This is a genomic window from Streptomyces sp. NPDC056452, assembly GCF_042796085.1.
GTDB lineage: Bacteria > Actinomycetota > Actinomycetes > Streptomycetales > Streptomycetaceae > Streptomyces.
In genome coordinates this window covers 44895-63834 of record NZ_JBHTRI010000018.1, presented here as the reverse complement: position 1 = coordinate 63834, position 18940 = coordinate 44895, and the positions used below count along the sequence as shown (strand labels likewise).

19 protein-coding genes are annotated in these 18940 nt (G+C 70.0%); 10 read left to right on the top strand and 9 right to left on the bottom strand.

Annotated features, from left to right (window positions below):
* The first annotated feature begins 203 nt into the window (after window positions 1–203).
* The 3 genes from ftsH (at window position 204) to ACFQ6X_RS19065 (ending at window position 3537) form a co-directional block, all read left to right on the top strand.
* On the top strand, window positions 204–2264 hold the full coding sequence (gene ftsH / locus ACFQ6X_RS19075; RefSeq protein WP_383182878.1) for an ATP-dependent zinc metalloprotease FtsH: 2061 nt from the start codon (window positions 204–206) through the stop codon (window positions 2262–2264).
* A gap of 185 nt (window positions 2265–2449) precedes the next feature.
* A complete protein-coding gene (gene folE, locus ACFQ6X_RS19070; RefSeq protein ID WP_329209752.1) occupies window positions 2450–3055 on the top strand; it encodes a GTP cyclohydrolase I FolE in 606 nt (201 codons plus the stop codon).
* Window positions 3056–3180: 125 nt separating this feature from the next.
* The gene (locus ACFQ6X_RS19065; protein WP_383182876.1) at window positions 3181–3537 is read left to right on the top strand and encodes a VOC family protein; all 357 of its coding nucleotides are present in this window, start codon (window positions 3181–3183) and stop codon (window positions 3535–3537) included.
* Window positions 3538–3557: 20 nt separating this feature from the next.
* On the opposite strand, the gene ACFQ6X_RS19060 is transcribed toward ACFQ6X_RS19065, so the two are convergent.
* The 6 genes from ACFQ6X_RS19060 to ACFQ6X_RS19035 all read right to left on the bottom strand — a co-directional run bounded on the left by ACFQ6X_RS19060 (window position 3558) and on the right by ACFQ6X_RS19035 (window position 8530).
* On the bottom strand, window positions 3558–4040 hold the full coding sequence (locus ACFQ6X_RS19060) for a DUF3180 domain-containing protein (RefSeq protein WP_383182874.1): 483 nt from the start codon (window positions 4038–4040) through the stop codon (window positions 3558–3560).
* 76 nt (window positions 4041–4116) lie between these two features.
* Window positions 4117–4728, bottom strand: coding sequence for a 2-amino-4-hydroxy-6-hydroxymethyldihydropteridine diphosphokinase (folK, locus tag ACFQ6X_RS19055; RefSeq protein ID WP_329209758.1), 612 nt, complete (start codon window positions 4726–4728; stop codon window positions 4117–4119).
* On the bottom strand, window positions 4725–5084 hold the full coding sequence (folB, locus tag ACFQ6X_RS19050; RefSeq protein WP_329209760.1) for a dihydroneopterin aldolase: 360 nt from the start codon (window positions 5082–5084) through the stop codon (window positions 4725–4727). Before folB ends, folK begins: the two co-directional genes overlap by 4 nt.
* Before the next feature lie 240 nt (window positions 5085–5324).
* On the bottom strand, window positions 5325–5807 hold the full coding sequence (locus ACFQ6X_RS19045; protein WP_383182872.1) for a nuclear transport factor 2 family protein: 483 nt from the start codon (window positions 5805–5807) through the stop codon (window positions 5325–5327).
* On the bottom strand, window positions 5804–6601 hold the full coding sequence (gene folP / locus ACFQ6X_RS19040) for a dihydropteroate synthase (RefSeq protein ID WP_383183018.1): 798 nt from the start codon (window positions 6599–6601) through the stop codon (window positions 5804–5806). The genes ACFQ6X_RS19045 and folP overlap by 4 nt, the downstream gene beginning before the upstream one ends.
* Before the next feature lie 93 nt (window positions 6602–6694).
* Window positions 6695–8530, bottom strand: coding sequence for a phosphatidylglycerol lysyltransferase domain-containing protein (locus ACFQ6X_RS19035; protein WP_383182870.1), 1836 nt, complete (start codon window positions 8528–8530; stop codon window positions 6695–6697).
* 142 nt (window positions 8531–8672) lie between these two features.
* Here ACFQ6X_RS19035 and ACFQ6X_RS19030 point away from each other — a divergent pair, with 142 nt between their 5' ends.
* Entirely contained in the window at window positions 8673–9794 is a 1122-nt protein-coding gene (locus ACFQ6X_RS19030; RefSeq protein ID WP_383182868.1) for an alpha/beta hydrolase, read from the top strand.
* A gap of 24 nt (window positions 9795–9818) precedes the next feature.
* On the opposite strand, the gene ACFQ6X_RS19025 is transcribed toward ACFQ6X_RS19030, so the two are convergent.
* Window positions 9819–11000: an ABC transporter ATP-binding protein gene (locus tag ACFQ6X_RS19025; RefSeq protein ID WP_383182866.1), complete on the bottom strand. Its 1182-nt coding sequence runs from the start codon at window positions 10998–11000 to the stop codon at window positions 9819–9821.
* A gap of 131 nt (window positions 11001–11131) precedes the next feature.
* On the opposite strand from ACFQ6X_RS19025, the gene ACFQ6X_RS19020 reads away from it, so the two are divergent.
* The 4 genes from ACFQ6X_RS19020 (at window position 11132) to ACFQ6X_RS19005 (ending at window position 14687) form a co-directional block, all read left to right on the top strand.
* A complete protein-coding gene (locus tag ACFQ6X_RS19020) occupies window positions 11132–11854 on the top strand; it encodes an ABC transporter permease (RefSeq protein ID WP_383182864.1) in 723 nt (240 codons plus the stop codon).
* A gap of 3 nt (window positions 11855–11857) precedes the next feature.
* Window positions 11858–12532 carry an ABC transporter permease gene (locus ACFQ6X_RS19015; RefSeq protein WP_383182862.1) on the top strand — a complete coding sequence of 225 codons (675 nt, stop codon included), beginning with the start codon at window positions 11858–11860 and terminating at the stop codon, window positions 12530–12532.
* Window positions 12533–12581: 49 nt separating this feature from the next.
* Window positions 12582–13562: an ABC transporter substrate-binding protein gene (locus tag ACFQ6X_RS19010; protein WP_383182860.1), complete on the top strand. Its 981-nt coding sequence runs from the start codon at window positions 12582–12584 to the stop codon at window positions 13560–13562.
* A 102-nt stretch (window positions 13563–13664) separates the two neighbouring features.
* Window positions 13665–14687, top strand: a complete 1023-nt coding sequence (locus tag ACFQ6X_RS19005; protein WP_383182858.1) for a hypothetical protein — start codon at window positions 13665–13667, stop codon at window positions 14685–14687.
* Between the two features lie 61 nt (window positions 14688–14748).
* Here the strand turns inward: ACFQ6X_RS19005 and ACFQ6X_RS19000 are convergent, their stop codons facing one another.
* Window positions 14749–15891: an NADH-quinone oxidoreductase subunit D gene (locus tag ACFQ6X_RS19000; protein WP_329209777.1), complete on the bottom strand. Its 1143-nt coding sequence runs from the start codon at window positions 15889–15891 to the stop codon at window positions 14749–14751.
* Window positions 15892–15939: 48 nt separating this feature from the next.
* On the bottom strand, window positions 15940–16935 hold the full coding sequence (locus tag ACFQ6X_RS18995) for an SAM-dependent methyltransferase (protein ID WP_383182856.1): 996 nt from the start codon (window positions 16933–16935) through the stop codon (window positions 15940–15942).
* Between the two features lie 96 nt (window positions 16936–17031).
* On the opposite strand from ACFQ6X_RS18995, the gene ACFQ6X_RS18990 reads away from it, so the two are divergent.
* Window positions 17032–18240 carry a sensor histidine kinase gene (locus ACFQ6X_RS18990; RefSeq protein ID WP_383182854.1) on the top strand — a complete coding sequence of 403 codons (1209 nt, stop codon included), beginning with the start codon at window positions 17032–17034 and terminating at the stop codon, window positions 18238–18240.
* Between the two features lie 18 nt (window positions 18241–18258).
* Window positions 18259–18936, top strand: a complete 678-nt coding sequence (locus ACFQ6X_RS18985; RefSeq protein ID WP_329209783.1) for a response regulator transcription factor — start codon at window positions 18259–18261, stop codon at window positions 18934–18936.
* The last annotated feature ends 4 nt before the right edge of the window (window positions 18937–18940 follow it).

The following is an 18940-nucleotide window of genomic DNA, read 5'->3' as shown; positions in this document are numbered from 1 at the left end:
GCGGCGCAAGGATCCTGCCGAACCCGGCCGGACTCCTGGGAACCCTCATCGCTTTCCCGCCGTTGGAGCCTTCGAAGGCGGGTTTGTCAGACGTCCCCTGCGGTCGCGGGTGACAATGCTGGGGTACCGTCCGAAGAACAGTCTTTTCTCACAGCAGCATTTACCTACGGGCAGGAGGGACGGGGCGTCTTCGCTCCGTATGGATGGACGTGAAGCGATACTTCCGTGGGCCGGTCATGTGGATCGTGCTGGCCGTCCTCGCCGTGGTCGTGTTGATGCAGGTCGTCGGCTCGTCCGGCGGCTACAAGACGGTGGACACCGGCAAGGTGATCCAGGCGATCAGCAAGGACCAGGTGGAGCAGGCCAAGCTGACCACCGGTGACGAACAGATTCTCAAGATCGAGCTGAAGGACGGCCAGAAGCTCCAGGGTGAGTCCGGCAGCAAGTTCCAGGCGAGCTATATCGGCAACCAGGGCGTCGAGCTGGCCGACACGCTGCAGCAGAAGTTCGAGAGCGGTGACATCGAGAAGGGTTACACCGTCTCGCCGTCGAAGCAGTCCCCGTTCGTCTCGATCCTTCTCTCGCTGCTGCCCTTCGTCCTGATCGTCGTCGTCTTCCTGTTTCTGATGAATCAGATGCAGGGCGGCGGTTCCAAGGTCATGCAGTTCGGCAAGTCCAAGGCCAAGCTCATCACCAAGGACACGCCGAAGACGACCTTCGCCGATGTGGCGGGGTCGGACGAGGCCGTCGAGGAACTGTACGAGATCAAGGAATTCCTCCAGGAGCCGGCGAAGTTCCAGGCCGTCGGCGCCAAGATCCCCAAGGGCGTCCTGCTGTACGGGCCGCCCGGTACGGGCAAGACGCTGCTCGCTCGCGCAGTCGCGGGCGAGGCGGGCGTGCCGTTCTACTCGATCTCGGGTTCCGACTTCGTCGAGATGTTCGTCGGTGTCGGTGCCTCCCGAGTGCGTGACCTCTTCGAGCAGGCCAAGGCGAACGCTCCGGCGATCGTCTTCGTCGACGAGATCGACGCTGTCGGCCGGCACCGCGGTGCCGGTATGGGCGGCGGGCACGACGAGCGCGAGCAGACGCTCAACCAGCTGCTCGTCGAGATGGACGGCTTCGACGTGAAGGGCGGCGTCATCCTGATCGCCGCCACGAACCGGCCGGACATCCTGGACCCGGCGCTCCTGCGCCCGGGACGGTTCGACCGGCAGATCGCCGTCGACCGGCCCGACATGCAGGGCCGCCTCGAGATCCTCAAGGTGCACCAGAAGGGCAAGCCGGTCGCCCCCGACGTCGATCTCAACGCGGTCGCCCGTCGTACGCCCGGCTTCACCGGTGCCGATCTGTCGAACGTGCTGAACGAAGCGGCGCTCCTCACGGCGCGCAGCAACAGGAAGCTGATCGACAACGAGATGCTCGACGAGGCCATCGACCGCGTCGTGGCGGGTCCGCAGAAGCGGACCCGGATCATGTCCGAGAAGGAAAAGAAGATCACCGCGTACCACGAGGGCGGCCACGCCCTGGTTGCGGCGGCTTCCCCCCAGTCGGACCCGGTCCACAAGATCACGATTCTCTCCCGCGGCCGCGCCCTCGGTTACACGATGGTGCTCCCGGAAGAGGACAAGTACTCCACGACGCGCAACGAGATGCTCGACCAGCTGGCATACATGCTGGGCGGGCGCGCGGCCGAGGAGCTGGTCTTCCACGACCCGACCACCGGCGCTGCGAACGACATCGAGAAGGCCACTGCCACGGCCCGCGCGATGGTCACGCAGTACGGCATGACGGAGCGTCTCGGCGCGATCAAGTTCGGCGGAGACAACACCGAGCCCTTCGTGGGCCGCGAGATGGGCCACCAGCGCGACTACTCGGAAGAGGTCGCGGCGCTCGTCGACGAAGAGGTCAAGAAGCTCATCGAGACCGCGCACAACGACGCGTGGGAGATCCTCGTAGAGAATCGCGACATCCTCGACGCACTGGTTCTCGAGCTTCTCGAGAAGGAGACGCTCGGCAAGGACCAGATCGCCGAGATCTTCGCCCCGATCGTGAGGCGTCCGGCCCGCCCGGCGTGGACCGGTTCCGCCCGGCGCACCCCGTCGACGCGTCCGCCGGTCCTGTCTCCCAAGGAGCTGGCACTGACCAACGGCACGAGCACTGCCAACGGTTCGGCCACCCCGGCGGAGATCGCCCCGAAGGACATCACGTCGAAGGACTTCGGTACCTCCACGGAAGCTGTTCCGGAGGAGCGTCCCGAAAGTTAGTACCCCTGTCCGACCCGGTGTGGCCCCTGTCACGGACGCACCACCAGGCCCGGAATGGAAGCCGTGCCCCCCAGGTTCTAGCCTGTGGGGGCGCGGCTTTTCCGTATGCCTGCGACATGGCCGGGCCACGCCTGCGATGTCGGGGCGACCATGCGCTTGCGACAGCACAGAGGAACGAGGCACAGATGACCGACCCGGTGACGCTGGACGGGCAGGGCTCGATCGGCATTTTCGACGAGAAGCGGGCCGAGTCCGCCGTACGCGAGCTCCTCATCGCCGTCGGGGAGGACCCTGACCGCGAAGGGCTGCGCGAGACACCGGGGCGGGTGGCGCGCGCGTACAAGGAGATATTCGCCGGGCTGCACCAGGAGCCCGAGGACGTCCTGACGACGACGTTCGACCTCGGTCACGACGAGATGGTGCTGGTCAAGGACATCGAGGTGTTCAGCACCTGTGAGCACCACCTGGTGCCCTTCCGCGGTGTTGCCCACGTCGGGTACATCCCGGCGACCAGCGGCAAGATCACGGGGCTGTCCAAGCTGGCCCGGCTCGTCGATGTCTATGCCCGGCGTCCCCAGGTCCAGGAGCGGCTCACCACGCAGGTCGCCGATTCCCTGATGGCGATCCTGGAGCCGCGCGGGGTCATCGTGGTCGTCGAGTGCGAGCACATGTGCATGTCGATGCGGGGCATCCGCAAGCCCGGCGCCAAGACGATCACCTCGGCGGTCCGCGGCCAGCTGCGGGATCCGGCGACCCGTGCGGAGGCGATGAGCCTCATCATGGCGCGCTGAGCGTTCAGAGCTGACGGGCGGGGCACTGACGGGCGGGGCGGCTTCGCGATGAGTTTGCGGCCTGGGCGGAGTCGACAGGAGTGGAAGCGGCCATACGGCCGGATCCGCGCTGAGAGGACGCCCCCATGTCATTCACACACGTGCTCGCCGTAGCGCCGGTGACGGCCATCGAGCCGGCGGTCGAGTGGTACGAGCGGCTGCTGGGCCGGCCGGCCGACACCAGGCCGATGGACGGGCTGGCCGACTGGCACATCTCGGCGGACGCCTGGCTCCAGGTCTTCCAGTCGCCCGAGCACGCCGGCGGGTCGCTGGTGAACCTCGTCGTCGACGACCTGGACAAGGCACTGTCGGACCTCGCCGGCCGCGGAATCACCTCGGGGGACGTGCAGCCGGGTTCCGGGAGTGTGCGGTTCGCGGCGGTCCACGACCCCGACGGCAACCGGATCACCCTGATCGAGAACCCGGTGGCCCGGATGCCGTAGCCCGGCCCTAGGCCTGCCCGTCAGGCGGCTGCGGTCTTCTTGCTGTCGTCCCCGTCCTCCGGGAGCTTGCAGACGCGCTCCAGGAAGACGGCGGCAGCGACGACGGCCACGCCGGCCAGGACCGCGAAGCCCGCGTAGATGGCCTGGTCGCGGCGGGGCGGGACGTCGAGGGAGCCGAGCAGGAAGACGCCCACGCCGCCGTACAGCCCGCAGACCAGGGCTGCCACGAGTGCGCTCGCCTGGCCGAAGACCACCGCGCGTGCGGCCATCAAGGGTTCGACGCCCTTCGCGCCGGGGCGGCGCTCCCGCTGCGCCCGCAGGCGCGCACGGATCGACAGAGCCGTGGCGAGCAGGACGACGGCGATCACCGCGAGCACGATGGGTGCGGCGAGGGGCACGCTCGGCAAGGTCCCCAGGGCGTCCCAGAGGCGCGCCGCGCCCCAGGACAGCACGCCGGCCCCGGCGAAGAGTCCGGCCAGTAGCCCGAGCCGTAGTTGCTTCACCGAGAGTGCCGCCCTTCGCCGCCGTTGCCCCTGTCGGACGCCCGTACCGGTTGTCCGTATGCGTTGAGCCTAACGACTACTCGGGCAGCCGGAGTTCCAGGTCGGCCCGGGGAAGCACGCTGTCGCGTCCCACACCGGCGAGCAGATCGGCGACCGGGCCGGAGCCGGGAAGTTGGGCGTCGGGATCCACGTCGTGCCAGGGGGCGAGGACGAACGCCCGCTCGTGGGCGCGCGGGTGGGGGAGGGTGAGCAGCGGGTCGTCGGACACCACGTCGGCGTACGCCACGATGTCGACGTCGATGGTGCGCGGTCCCCAGCGCTCCTCGCGGACCCGGTCGAAGGCCTCCTCGATGGCCTGGCCGCGCTCCAGCAGGGAGGACGGGGGCAGCGTGGTCTTCACGACGACCACCGCGTTGAAGTACGACGGCTGGGAGCCGGGGTCCACACCCCAGGGCTCCGTCTCGTACACGGGGGAGACCGCCTTGACCCGCAGGCCCGGAGTGTCCTCCAGGGCGTCGATGGCGCCCTGGAGCGTCTCCAGCCGGTTGCCGAGGTTGGAGCCCAGGGAGATCACGGCCCGTTTGGGATTGGAGAGGGTGATGTCCGCTGCGTCCACCTGCTCGACCACGGCGGCGGGAACCGGCTGGACGGTCGGATCGCTCTGCCCCTCGGTGGAAAATGCAGTCACGTTCGGCTCCGGGTGATGGTGATGGTCACGTCGTCGAAGGGCACGGTGATTGGGGCGTCCGGCTTGTGGACGACGACCTCGACCTCCTGAACCCCGTCGTGCTTGAGGCACTGCTGCGCGATGCGTTCAGCGAGGGTCTCGATCAGGTCGACCGGCTCACCCTTGACGATGTCGACGACCTCTTCCGCGACCACGCCGTAGTGCACGGTCTTGGTCAGGTCGTCGGCAGCTGCCGCGGGGCGGGTGTCGAGGCCCAGCACCAGGTCCACGATGAAGGTCTGGCCCTCTTCCCGTTCCCGGGGGAAGACGCCGTGGTGCCCACGGGCCTTGAGGCCGCGCAGCGCGACACGATCCACGCGAATCACTCCTGCTGTTGTTGGTCTTAGGGGCACCCGGCCGCGTGCGGGCGGCGAAGTGCCTTCTTTCGAATCTACCTGCGAGCACGGACAGCGCCCGCCCGCGGGGGATGCGGGCCGGACCGCACAGAGGTCGGTAGCCGCGTATACCCCGAGATCCGGGGGCCCAATCAATTGAACTCGATCACGTGACCACCGGGAGGCTGCCTTGAGAAGGCCGCATCGAGGAGGCGTACCCGCTCAGGAGGACGACTCCTCGTCGTCCTCCTCACCGGTTTCGGCCAGCACCGGTGAGCCGTGGTGGGACCAGAGCTTCCAGCCTTCCGGCGTGCGCCGGAACACATTCGTGGCGACGACGAGCTGGCCGACGAGCGGGCCGAGCGAGTTGCCCTCCTCGGCCGGGCCGCCGCTGAGGATGTTCTCGGTGCAGGTCACCAGCGCCGTGTCGCCGGTCATCGCGACCCCGACGTCGGTCAGGAAGAACTGGATGTACTCGGTGTTCGCCATGATCAGCGCGTAGCTGCGCAGCACCTCGCCGCGCCCGGTGAGCACCGGCCAGCCCGGATGGACGCAGGAGATGGTGAGGTCCTCGCCCGGCAGCCAGAGGGCGGAGAGCTCGTCGAAGTCGCCTCGCTCCATCGCCTCGTAGAACGCCGTGTTGGCCTGCTCGACGGACTCGATGTCGGCGGCGGCCTCTTCGTGCTCCTCGCGGGGGTTGGTCACGCCGCCCCCTCGACGGCGCGGGCGACGCGCACGGCGTCGGCCGTGGCGCGTACCTCGTGCACCCGGACCGCCCAGGCGCCCGCACGGGCGGAGAGGGCGGAGATCGCGGCCGTGGCGGCGTCGCGCTCTCGGGCGGGCGGTGGGGCCGCGCCCTCACCGGCCAGGACGTGCCCGAGGAAGCGTTTGCGGGAGGCGGCGACGAGTACCGGCCGGCCCAGATCGCGCAGCTCGCCGAGGTGCGCCATGAGTGAGAGGTCGTGGGAGGCGTCCTTGGCGAAGCCGAGGCCGGGGTCGATCACGAGCTTCTCCGGGGCGACGCCGCCCGCGATCACGGCATCCATGCGCGTGCGCAGTTCCGCGAGCACTTCGGCGACGACGTCCTCGTACACCGCCCTGCTGTTCATCGACTCGCTGAAACCGCGCCAGTGCATGACGACGAAGGGCACACCGGCCCCGGCGACGACCGGGACCATGTCCGGGTCGGCGAGGCCGCCGCTCACATCGTTGACCAGGGCCGCGCCGGCGGCGACGGCCTGCTCGGCGACGCGGGCCCGCATGGTGTCCACGGAGATCGTGACGCCCTCGGAGGCCAGCTCCCGCACGACCGGGATCACCCGACGGAGCTCCTCCGACTCGTCCACCCGGCTCGCGCCGGGGCGGGTCGACTCACCGCCGACGTCGATCAGGTCGGCGCCTTCGGCCACCAGTGCGAGGCCGTGCTTGATCGCCGCTGTGGTGTCGAACCAGTGGCCCCCGTCGGAGAAGGAGTCGGGCGTCACGTTGACGACCCCCATGACCGCGCAGCGGTCCCACTCCGGCAGTCCCTGCACTGTGCCCCGTCCTCGCAACGTACTCATACGACCAGCCTAGGCCCGGGAAGCGGTCCGTCAGGCCGCACGGACGCCGCGCTCCGCGCCCTGCTCGGGCCGGTGGCCGCAGGGGCGGGGGCGGCGGGAGCGGAACGGGCGGGGCAGGGCGAGGCTCAGGAAGCCCTCGGCCTGCAGGGCGGCGAGGCCGATCCGGGGGAGGTCGCGGCTGGTGCGGAAGACCACGAAACGGGGCTCCCAGCGGGGCTGGAACTTCGCATTGAACCTGTACAGCGATTCGATCTGGAACCAGCGGGACAGGAAGATCAACAGGCCGCGCCAGCAGCGCAGCACGGGCCCTGCCCCCAGCCGCTCGCCGCGGGCGAGGGCGGAGCGGAACATGGCGAAGTTCAGCGAGACGCGTGCGACGGACAGCCTGGGGGCGGCCTGCAGGGAGGCGACGATCAGGAGTTCGTTCATGCCGGGGTCGGCCGAGCGGTCGCGTCGCATCAGCTCCAGGGACAGACCGTCCCCGCCCCACGGCACGAAGTGGAGTACCGCCTTCAGATCGCCGTACGGCGATTCCCCCGCACCGGTTTCCGCCAGATGGGCGGTGGCGATGACGCAGTCGCCGTCCGCCCGGTCGCCGATCCGGCCCAGCGCCATGGAGAAGCCGCGCTCGGTGTCGGTGCCGCGCCAGTCGGCGGCGGCCCTGCGGATGCGTTCGAGTTCGGTGTCACCGATGTCGCGGACGCGCCGGACGCGAGTCTCGTAACCGTTGCGCTCGATGCGTTTCACCATCTGGCGTACGTTGCGCATCGCACGCCCGGCGAGGGAGAAATCCGCGACATCCACCACCGCCTCGTCGCCGAGCTCCAGAGCGGTCAGCCCGGTCTCCCGGGTCCACACCTCGCCGCCGGTCTCGCTGCAGCCCATCACCGCAGGGGTCCATGAATGCGCCCGGGCCTCGTCCATGAAGCGCTCGATGGCACCCGGCCAGGCCTCCACGTCGCCGATCGGGTCGCCCCCGGCGAGCATCACCCCGGAGACCACGCGGTAGCAGACGGCGGCCTTGCCGCTGGGGGAGAACACGACGCCCTTGTCACGGCGGAGCGCGAAGTGCCCCAGCGAGTCGCGGCCCCCGTGCTTGGCCAGCAGGGCACGCAGCCGGGCCTCGTCGTCCTCGCTGAGGCGGGCGGCCGGATGCTCGGGGCGGAAGGCGAAGTAGATCGTGGTGACGGCGGTCAGCAGGCCGAGAGCGCCCAGGGAGTACGCCACCGTCCAGGAGGTCGTCCCGGCGTAGTCCACGGGCCCCTCCAGGCCGAACAGGCCGTAGAGCACGTGCTGGAGCCGGTCGGCGATGGACGGGTTCCCCACGACCCGGCCGGGATGCACGCTGACGACGACCAGGCCGAGCGCGAGCGAACCCGCACCGAGCAGGACGAAGTTGGCCAGCGCCCTCCAGCGGCTCCTCGGGTCGGGCAGGGCGGCGAACTGGCTCCGGTGCCGTACCAGCAGGAAGCACAGCGCGAGGGAGACGAGCACCCCGATCAGGGAGTGGCGGTAGACGAACTGCGCCACCGCGCCCGCGGGCAGCAGGACGACGGCGGCCCGCCAGGCGCGCCGCTTGTGCCGTTTGATGCCGTGGGCGAGCAGGAGCAGCAGGACGCCCGAGCTGAGCGAGAGCGCCGCGGCGAACGGGCCGAGGGCGCCCGGGAGCACCTCGGCGAAGGTGTGCATCCGGCTGTGCCGGAACCGCGGGAAGACCCCGGCGGCGACATCGATCAGGCCGACCGCCGCGCAGGCGCTTCCCACCAGTGCCGGTACGGACGCGGGTCGCGGTCCGCGCAGGAACCTGCGTCCGCGTGCCGCATACGGAACCGTTCCTGATTTATCCCCATCTACCGTGACAGACATCGCTTCCCGTGGCTCCGCGAGAGATTCCTGAGTCCGTCGGCCGAAGCCCCTACGGACGATGTGCGCCCTCTAGGACGAGGCTTCCGCGGAGTGGGTTCATCCCCTTTCCGGAAATTTCCCGCACAGAAAGCTCACCTTCACCATGGGTCTCACCAGCAACGCCGTTCTGGTTCTGGCGGTATCACTGGCCGTCGGGCTGTTCACGGCCACGATCCGGCTCTGGCCACGGCTCGCCGCCCGCACCGCCTCCGCGGTGGCGGGCCGGACCGGCCTGCTGCTGGCGACCCAGCTGGCGCTCTTCGTCTCGGCCGGTCTCCTGGCCAACAACTCCTTCCTCTTCTACGGCTCCTGGGCCGATCTGTTCGGGCAGAAGCAGGACCTGGGAACGGTCACCGACCACGGCGCCGGTGAGCCCGTGGCGGGGAGCGTGACCCGCATCGGCTCCCAGCGGCCCGACGTGCCCGGAGCCGGCAGGCCCGCGGTGGCGGGCCGGATCGACAAGGTGGTCGTCTCCGGGCGGGCTTCGCGGATCGACAGTCCGGCGTACGTCTATCTGCCCCCGGAGTACTTCCAGTCGGCGCACGCCCGGCGGACGTTCCCCGCGGTCGTCGTGCTGACCGGCTACCCGGGCACCGCCGAGAACCTGGTCAAGGGTCTGCGCTACCCGCGGACCGCTCATGAACAGGTCAGGGCGGGCAGGGCGCAGCCGATGGTCCTGGTGATGCTGCGGCCGACGGTGGCGCCGCCCCGGGACACCGAGTGCGTGGACATCGCGGGAGGCCCGCAGACCGAGACGTTCTTCGCCGAGGACCTGCCGCAGGCGGTATCCCGGGCGTACCGGGTCGGCAGCCGGGCCCGCAACTGGGGCGTCATCGGCAACTCGACCGGGGGCTACTGCGCGCTGAAGCTCGGCCTGCACCACCCGGAGCGCTTCGCCGCGAGTGCCGGTCTGTCGGCCTACTACAGGGCGGCCGAGGACCCGACGACCGGCGACCTCTTCCACGGGGACCGGAAGGCGCGCAACCGTGCCGATCTGCTGTGGAGCCTGGACCACCGGGCGCCGGCCGCGTCGTCCTTCCTGGTCACGACGTCCCGCCAGGGCGAGGCGAACCTCCGGGGCACCCGGGAGTTCATCGACAAGGTGAAGGCCCCCGCCAGGGTGTCCTCGATCGTGCTCGACAGCGGCGGCCACAACTTCAACACCTGGCGGCGGGAGATTCCTCCGGCCCTGGAATGGATGAGCGGCAGGCTCAGCGCGACCTGACCCCGGCGTCCCCGGCCCCCAGGCTCATGGTGAAGCGACCGTCGCCACGGTCTCCACCTCGACCTCGGCCCGCGGAAGGTCCTGGGCGTCCGCGTCGATCGAGCGGCGCAGCGCCTCGTGGAGGCGGGCCGGGGTGAGAACACCCAGGAAGCGGCCGGTGCTGTCCTTGTCGATGACCGCGATCCAGCCCGCGTCGTGCTGGAGCATGGTGGCGAAGGCCTGCTTGAGCGGGGCGCCGAGCGGAAGCCAGGCCTCCATGCGGCGGGCGTGCTCGCGGACCGTTCCCGCGGCGTCGGACGGCGCGACGTCGCCCGCGGGGATCCAGCCGTGCAGGTTGTCCTCGCCGTCCAGCACGACCGCCCAGCGGGCGCCCTCTGCCCGCAGCCGCGCGGTCGCCTTCGCCAGCGGATCGTCGAGATGGACGACCGGCGGCTGGTCCAGGTCGCTCTCCTCGATGGGAGTGACCGAGAGCCGTTTCAGACCGCGGTCCGCCCCGACGAAGTCCGCGACGTACGGCGTCGCGGGTGCCCCGAGCACGGTGGCGGGCGAGTCGAACTGCTCGATACGGCCCTGTCCGTACACGGCGATACGGTCGCCGAGCCGGACGGCCTCCTCGATGTCGTGCGTGACGAACAACACGGTCTTGCGTACCTGCGCCTGCAGTTTCAGGAATTCGTTCTGCAGTCTTTCCCGTACGACAGGGTCGACGGCGCCGAATGGTTCGTCCATCAGCAGAACCGGCGGGTCGGCGGCCAGCGCCCGTGCCACACCGACCCGTTGGCGCTGACCTCCCGACAGCTGCTCGGGATAGCGCCCGCCATAAACGGAAGGATCGAGTCCGACGAGATCGAGGAGTTCGGCGGCCCGCTCCCGCGCCTTTCCCCGGTTCCAGCCGAGGAGATGGGGGACGGTTGCCGTGTTCTCCAGGACCGTCTTGTGCGGAAACAGTCCGACCTGCTGGATCACATAGCCGATGCGGCGGCGCAGTCGTACCGGGTCGATGGCGGATATGTCGTCCCCGTCGAGGAATATCCGGCCCTCCGTCGGTTCGATCAGACGGTTCACCATCTTCATCGTGGTCGTCTTGCCGCAGCCGGAAGGTCCGACGAGCGTGACCAGTTCACCCTCGGCGACCTCGAAGGAAAGGTCGTCGACGGCGGTGGTGCCGTCCGCGTACCGCTTGGTGACGTGCTCGAAACGGATCATGATTCCCCATTGTGACGCGGGTTCTGTGAAGGACATGTTGCTGGAATACGACAGCCTCGGCGATTGTCGGTGCTCGGGGATAGGGTCGCCAGACATCGAGTCCAGGGCGGCACGCGGGAGGTGGGGGACGGATGGCCGAGCAGAACTGCCTGGTGGCGAACGACTGGATCTGCGGCGAGTATCTGCGCTCCCGCAGCCAGGAGTTGACCGAGGCGACCGTCCAGCACATCTGGATCACGGTGGTTTCGGTGCTGATCGGCCTCGTGGTCGCATTTCCGCTCGCGCTTCTCGCACGCCGCGGCCGGCATTTCGCCGGACCGGTGCTGGGTCTGACCACGGTGCTCTACACGGTGCCGTCACTGGCGATGTTCTCGCTGCTGCTGCCGCTGTTCGGACTGTCCGCGGCCCTCGTCGTCACCGGCCTGGTGCTCTATTCGCTGACCATTCTCGTGCGGAACATCCTGGCAGGGCTCGAAGCGGTGCCCCAGGAGGCGAAGGAAGCGGCGCAGGGCATGGGGTACGGCCCCGGCCGGCTCCTGTGGGAGGTGGAACTCCCCCTCGCGCTGCCCGCGCTGATGGCCGGTCTGCGGATCGCCACGGTGTCGACGGTCGCGCTCACCACGGTGGGGTCCCTCGTCGGCAAGGGCGGCCTCGGCAATCTCATCGAGGACGCGCTGCCCAGCTTCTTCAAGGCCCAGGTGCTCACGGCCTCCGTGCTCTGCGTGCTGCTCGCGGTGGCTGCGGACCTGCTGCTGCTCGGCCTGCAGCGCCTGCTCACGCCCTGGACCCGTATACGCACGCCCGCCACGGCGGCGACCGGGCCCGCGGGCCTCGCGAAGACGGAGGCGGGCTGATCCATGGGAGTCATCGGGGACGCCTGGACCTGGCTCGTCACCGGAGCCAACTGGTCCGGGGAGAACGGGGCGACGCACCGGCTGGGCGAGCACCTGTACGTGAGCGGTGTGGCCCTGCTGGCCGCCTGCGCCATCGCCCTGCCGATCGCGCTGTACCTGGGGCACATGGGCAAGGGGGGTGCGCTCGCGGTCAACATCTCCAACGTGGGCCGGGCGATCCCGGTGTTCGCGGTCCTCGCCCTCTTCATGATGACGCCGCTGCGCAACTCCGGCTATGTCCCCACCATCATCGCGCTGGTGCTGTTCGCCGTGCCGCCGCTGCTGACCAACGCCTATGTCGGGATGAGGGAAGTGGACCGGTCGGTGCTCGAGGCGGCCCGGGGCATGGGCATGTCCGGCATGCAGCTCTTCGCGCGGGTCGAACTCCCGCTGGCCTATCCGATGATCATGACCGGGCTGCGGTCCGCGGCGGTCCAGGTGGTCGCCACCGCCTCGATCGCGGCGATGGTCGGACTGGGCGGCCTGGGCCGGATCATCACCGCAGGATTCAACACCTACGACACGGCGCAGGTATTCGCGGGCGCCGTACTGGTCGCCCTGCTGGCCCTGGTGGTGGAGGGGGCACTCGTGGCGCTGGACCGGCTGCTGTCGCCCCTGCGTCGCCGCCGGACGGCATGAACGCGCACTTTTCGGACAGTGCACACCCTTTTCCCGGATGGAGAACAACATGAGCAGGACCTCGCGCATAGCGAGTGCGGTCATCGGAGTGGTCGCGCTGGCCGGGTCGCTCGCCGCGTGCGGCGGCGACAGCCTGGAGAAGGAGAAGAGCGGCTCGGACAGCGCGGCGGGCGCGGACTCCAAGAAGGGCTCGCTCGTCGTGGGCGCCGCTTCCTTCACCGAGTCCAAGGTGCTCGCCGAGCTGTACGCACAGCTCCTCGGCGATGCCGGATACAGCACTTCGATCACCACGGTGAAGAACCGTGAACTGTACGAGCCGTCGCTGGAGAAGGGCGAGATCGACGTCGTCCCGGAATACGCGGCGACCATCGCCGAATTCCTCAACGCCAAGGTCAACGGGGCGGCGGAGGCGGAGAAGAAGCCGGTCGCATCGGGGGACGCCGCGGCCACCGTGGCAGCCCTGGAGAAGCTCGCCGGCCCGCTCGGGCTGAAGGTTCTCCCGGTCGGCGAGGCAGTCGACCAGAACGCCTTCGCGGTGTCGAAGGAATTCGCCGACAAGAACAACCTCAAGACGCTTTCCGACCTCGGCCGGTCGAAGATCAAGGTGAAGATCGCAGCGGGTGACGAGTGCGAGATCCGCCCGTTCTGCGCACCGGGACTGAAGAAGACGTACGGGATCGACGTCACCGGGATCGACCCCAAGGGCGTCGGGACACCGCAGTCCAAGCAGGCGGTCAAGGACGGCAAGGACCAGCTCGTCCTCACGACCACCACGGATGCGGTGCTGGACGCGTACGGGCTGGTTTTCCTGGAGGACGACAAGAAGCTCCAGAACGCCGACAACGTCCTGCCGGTGCTCAACGCCAAGGACGCGGGTGCCCCGGAGATCGCCGCGGCGCTCGGGAAGCTCACCGAAGTCCTCACCACGGAGGACCTCGCCGAACTCAACCGCAAGGTCGACGCGGAGCGCGCCAAGCCCGCCGATGCGGCCAAGGAGTATCTGCAGTCGAAGGGTCTGATCAAGAAGTAGACGGCCGCGGAACAGTCATTTGAGGGGCCGCAAGGTAACCGGGCGGGAACAGATTGCCGGGCGGCCTCCCAAGTGACCCGTGCGCACGGTAAATTTCGGGCCATGCCACGTGGACGTCACCGCCATTCGCCACCCCTCCACAAAATCCTGCCCCCCTCCGTGGTGGCCGGAGTGTCGGTCGTCTGCGCCGCCGGAGCCTGGCTCCTCGCGGAACCTGTGGCGCTGCGCGTTCTGGTGGCCGCGACAGCGGCCGCCGCTCTCAGCGGCGCCTATCTGATGCGCAGCTGGGACCGGGCGGCAGGACTGCGCGTCGCGGAGCTGAACCGGGCCCGCGTCAGCGACGAGTGGAAGACCGAGGAGCGCATAGCCGAGCTCGAGGCCGACCTCGAGGAATCACGGGAACTGCGCCTCCGCCTGGAGACGAAACTGCGCCGCAAGCGGGTGGAGCTCGCCGGCCTGCGGGGCGAACACGCCGCTCTGCTGCGCCGGTACGCGAACGCCGAGACCGAGCGGGCCGGTGCCCTGGAGGGCCGCAGGCAGCTCGCCATCGAAGCGGCGGCCGTACCCCGCGAGCTCCCCACGGCCCGGTCGACCCCGACCCCGGCCGCCTACCTGCGCGCCGCCCAGGCCCTGCAGGAACTGACGCGCAACGCCGCGCTCCAGGAGGCCCGCCGCACGGCCGAGCTGGCCAGGCAGCGCGATCTCGCCGAGCGGGCCGCGGAGGGCGAGGGCCCGAAGGGGAAGCACGCGGCGGCCGCCGGAGCGGGTGACCAGCACCAGCACCGCCGCCCTTCGGCCGCCCTCCCCGCACCTCAGCTGCCGTCCGCACCCGTGCGTGCGCCGCGCTCCGTACCCGCCGCTTCGGCCGTCGTCCCGTACGCGGGCGGGCGGCGCCATCTCGTCCCGCAGGGCAGCTTCGACTTCTTCGGTACGCAGAAGGCCAACGCCGCGATCGAGTCCGTGCAGAACGAGGACCTCGCGGACGTCGTGGGCGAGGAGGCCCTGGCCGCGCACCGTACGCGCACGGCCGAGAACCGGGCCGTCGGGAAAGTCATCGACCTGACCGCGCACGACGAGACCGAACAGCTGGACGTCGCCCGGCTGCGCAGCGCGATCTCCTCGTAGCCGTAGCCGTAGCCGTAGCCGCTGCGCGCCGGGAGGCGGGCGGCGGGTGGCCGTCCGCCGGCTACTTGTCGATGTCCCCGACGACGAAGAACAGCGACCCCAGGATCGCGACCATGTCGGCGACGAGGGTGCCCGGCAGCAGTTCGGTGAGCGCCTGGATGTTGTTGAACGAGGCGGACCGGAGCTTCAGCCGGTACGGGGTCTTCTCGCCCTTGGACACCAGGTAGTAGCCGTTGATGCCGAGCGGGTTCTCGGTCCACGCGTAGGTGTGCCCCTCGGGCGCCTTCAGGACCTTGGGCAACCGCTGGTTGATGGGACCGGGTGCCAGGTCCGCCATCCGGTCCAGGCAGGCGTCCGCCAGGTCCAGTGCGTTGTGCGTCTGCTCCAGGAGGCACTCGAAGCGGGCCAGGCAGTCGCCCTCGGTCCGGGTGACGACCTTGAGGGTGTCCTGCAGCTCCCCGTACGCGAGGTAGGGCTCGTCGCGCCGCAGATCGAAGTCGACCCCGGACGCGCGGGCGATCGGACCGGACACCCCGTAGGCGTGCACGGCCTCGGCGGACAGCACGCCCACGCCCCTGGTGCGGCCCCGGAAGATCTCGTTGCCGAGCACCAGCCGGTCGTACACGTCCATCCGGGAGCGGACCGAGGCGACGGCTTCCCTGGCCCGGCCCAGCCAGCCCGCGGGAAGGTCCTCCTTGAGGCCGCCGACCCGGTTGAACATGTAGTGCATCCGGCCGCCGGAGACCTCCTCCATCACGGCCTGGAGCTCCTCGCGTTCCCGGAACGCGTAGAAGACCGGAGTGATCCCGCCGAGTTCGAGAGGGTAGGAGCCCAGGAACATCAGGTGGTTCAGGACCCGGTTCAGCTCGGCCAGCAGCGTCCTCGTCCAGACGGCGCGCTCCGGGACCTCCATGCCGAGCATGCGCTCGACGGCCATCACGACACCGAGCTCGTTGGAGAAGGCCGACAGCCAGTCGTGGCGGTTGGCGAGCATGATGATCTGCCGGTAGTCGCGGGCCTCGAAGAGCTTCTCCGCGCCGCGGTGCATATAGCCGATGACGGGTTCGGCGTGCTGGATCCGTTCACCGTCCAGGACGAGCCGCAGCCGGAGCACACCGTGTGTGGAGGGGTGCTGCGGACCGATGTTGAGCACCATGTCGGTGCTCTCTGCCGCGCCGCCGATGCCGACCGTCGTCTCCGTCATGCGGGACAGTATCCCCCTTCCCGTTCCCGGGACCCGGCCCCAGGTCCCTCAGACCGGCCGAAGCCCCGGCGCTGTCCGGTGCCGCAGCCACCCGAAGTCGCCGAGCCCGCCCCGGGCGGTGAGTTCAGCAGCCTCTCCGGCCGCCGCGAGCGCCCGCACATAGCCGGCCGGATCCGTCGACGCCCGTGCGAGCGGCGGACGTTCGCCGCTGATCCCCAGCTCCTTCAGGGCCGTCCGCTGATCCAGCAGCTCGGCCTCCGCGCCGTTGCCCGCCGCCTCCGCGCACGCGTCCAGCGCCACGTGCGAGGTCAGGTCGCAGCTGCCGTCCGGCACGGGCCGCACCTCGCGGCCGGCCCGGAAGCCGGTCAGTGTTCCGAACGGCGGCCTCGCCCCCCGTGCATGCGCGTAGTCCACCGCGACCGCGACCCCCTCGGCCATCGAGGCGACCGCCCGGGTCCAGGCCTCGTCGCGCGGCCGGCCGATCTCCGCACGGGCACCCGGTCCGGTCAGCGGCCACCAGCGGTCCAGCCACTTTGCGTCCGCCCCGGTCACCGGATCGCCCAGCCGTTCCGCGCCGTCGGCCCGGACGAGGACGTAGCGGGCCACCCCGTCGGCGTCGGCCTCGGCGATGTCCGTCGGGACGTTGTCCAGCCATTCGTTGGCGAACAGGAGGCCCCTCGTGCCTTGCGGCAGCTCGGCGCTCCACCCGATGGCAGGGTCCAGACCCGCCGGCCGCGGAGCGATCTCCACGGCGTGGGCCCGTACGACGAGACCCGGACCGGCGGCCCCGGCCCGCAGCGCCGTCAGCACGCCGGTCAGCAGCTCACCCCTGCCCGCTCCCACATCCACCAGGTCCACGGAGTCCGTTCCCAGCTCGTGTGCCGTGCCGGCGAGCAGCCGGGCGACAGCGGAGGCGAACAGCGGGGACGCGTGCACCGATGTGCGGAAATGGCCCGCCGGCCCCTCGGGGCGCCGGTAGAAGCCCCCGTCCCCGTACAAAGCGGTCTCTGCCGCTTCCCGCCATCCGCACCAGTCATCCGTCACGTAGGCAAGTCTCCACCTTGGGGAGTACGGTCCCAGGACCTGGATCGGCCCTTCGGCTGACCCGGGTACCGATCACCTGTACCTACGCTGGGTTACGTGCAGCGCCTCTACGATTTCATCCGCAGACACCCGACGGGCGTCGACACCTTCTGGGCTGTCTTCCTCCTCGGGCTCTCCGGCATGTCCATCGTGGCCGAGCAGGCCGGTGACGGCAGGGAACGCGTCGCGGCCGTACCGATCGCGGTCGGTCTGTGCACCGTGGTCGCGCTGCGCCGTCGCGCACCGGAGAAGATGCTGCTGCTCACGATCGTGATGGGCATCGCGCAGCTGCTGCTCGACGTGCGTCCGGGCGCCGCGGACTTCGCCATGCTGGTGATCATCTACACCGTGTCCACGGTGGGGGAGCGCTGGGCCTCCCGGCTCGCCCTGGCGTGCAGTCTCGGCGCCGCGGGGCTCTCGCAGCTGCGCTGGCCGGAGGATTCCCCGTCGGACAGCTGGGTGCAGTCGGTCTTCGTCGTCGTCGTCCTGACCGTGCCGTTCGTCCTCGCCTGGGTGCTCGGCGACTCGATACGTACGCGGCGGGCCTACTTCAGTCAGCTGGAGGAGCGCGCCGCCCGGCTGGAGCGTGAGCGCGAGGCGCAGTCGAAGGTCGCCGTGGCCGCCGAACGGGCCCGCATCGCCCGGGAGCTGCACGACGTCGTCGCGCACAACGTCTCGGTGATGGTGGTTCAGGCCGACGGCGCCGCCTACGTCATGGACGCGGCTCCCGACCAGGCCCGGCAGGCCCTGGAGACCATCTCCAGCACCGGCCGTCAGGCCCTCGCCGAGATGCGGCGGCTGCTCGGGGTGCTGCGCACGGGCGACACCCGGGAGAGCGGCGAGTACGTGCCGCAGCCCGACGTCGAGCAGATCGAGGACCTGGTCGACCAGGTGAGGCGGACGGGCCTCGCGGTGGACTTCAAGATCGAGGGCACTCCGCGTCCGCTGCCGACCGGCGTCGAGCTGACCGCGTACCGGATCGTGCAGGAGGCCCTCACCAACACCCGCAAGCACGGCGGTCCGGACGCCGGGGCGAGCGTGCGGCTGGTCTACTTCGACGACGGCCTCGGGCTGCTCGTCGAGGACGACGGCCGGGGCGCCGCGCACGAGCTGTACGAGGACGGCGGGGCCGACGGTGCCGGACACGGAATGATCGGTATGCGGGAGCGGGTCGGCATGGTCGGCGGCACGCTGGACGCGGGACCGCGGCCGGGCGGCGGCTTCCGGATCAGCGCACTGCTCCCGCTCAAGCCCGCCAACCAGTGACACAAGGACAGGACCCTCATGACGATCCGCGTAATGCTCGTCGACGACCAGATGCTGCTGCGCACGGGCTTCCGGATGGTGCTCGCCGCCCAGCCGGACATGGAGGTCGTCGCCGAGGCGGGTGACGGGGCGGAGGCGATCGAGGTCCTGCGGTCCACGACCGTCGACGTGGTGCTGATGGACGTGCGCATGCCGCGGCTGGACGGGGTCGAGGCGACCCGGCGCATCTGCGCGCAGACCGATCCGCCCAAGGTCCTCATCCTGACCACGTTCGACCTGGACGAGTACGCGTTCTCCGGCCTGAAGGCGGGCGCGAGCGGCTTCATGCTCAAGGATGTGCCGCCCGGCGAGCTGCTCGCCGCGATCCGGTCCGTGCACAGCGGCGACGCCGTGGTCGCCCCGTCCACCACCCGCAGGCTCCTCGACCAGTTCTCCCCGATGCTGCCCAGCAGCGGCAAGGAGCCGCAGCACAAGCACATCGAGAAGCTGACCGAGCGCGAGCGGGAAGTCATGATGCTCGTCGCCCAGGGTCTGTCGAACGGCGAGATCGCGGCCCGCCTGGTGCTGTCCGAGGCGACGGTGAAGACCCACGTGGGCCGCATCCTCACCAAGCTGAGCCTGCGCGACCGCGTCCAGGTGGTCGTCCTCGCGTACGAGACGGGCCTGGTCAGGGCGGGCGGCGGGTCGGGCGCCTGACCGG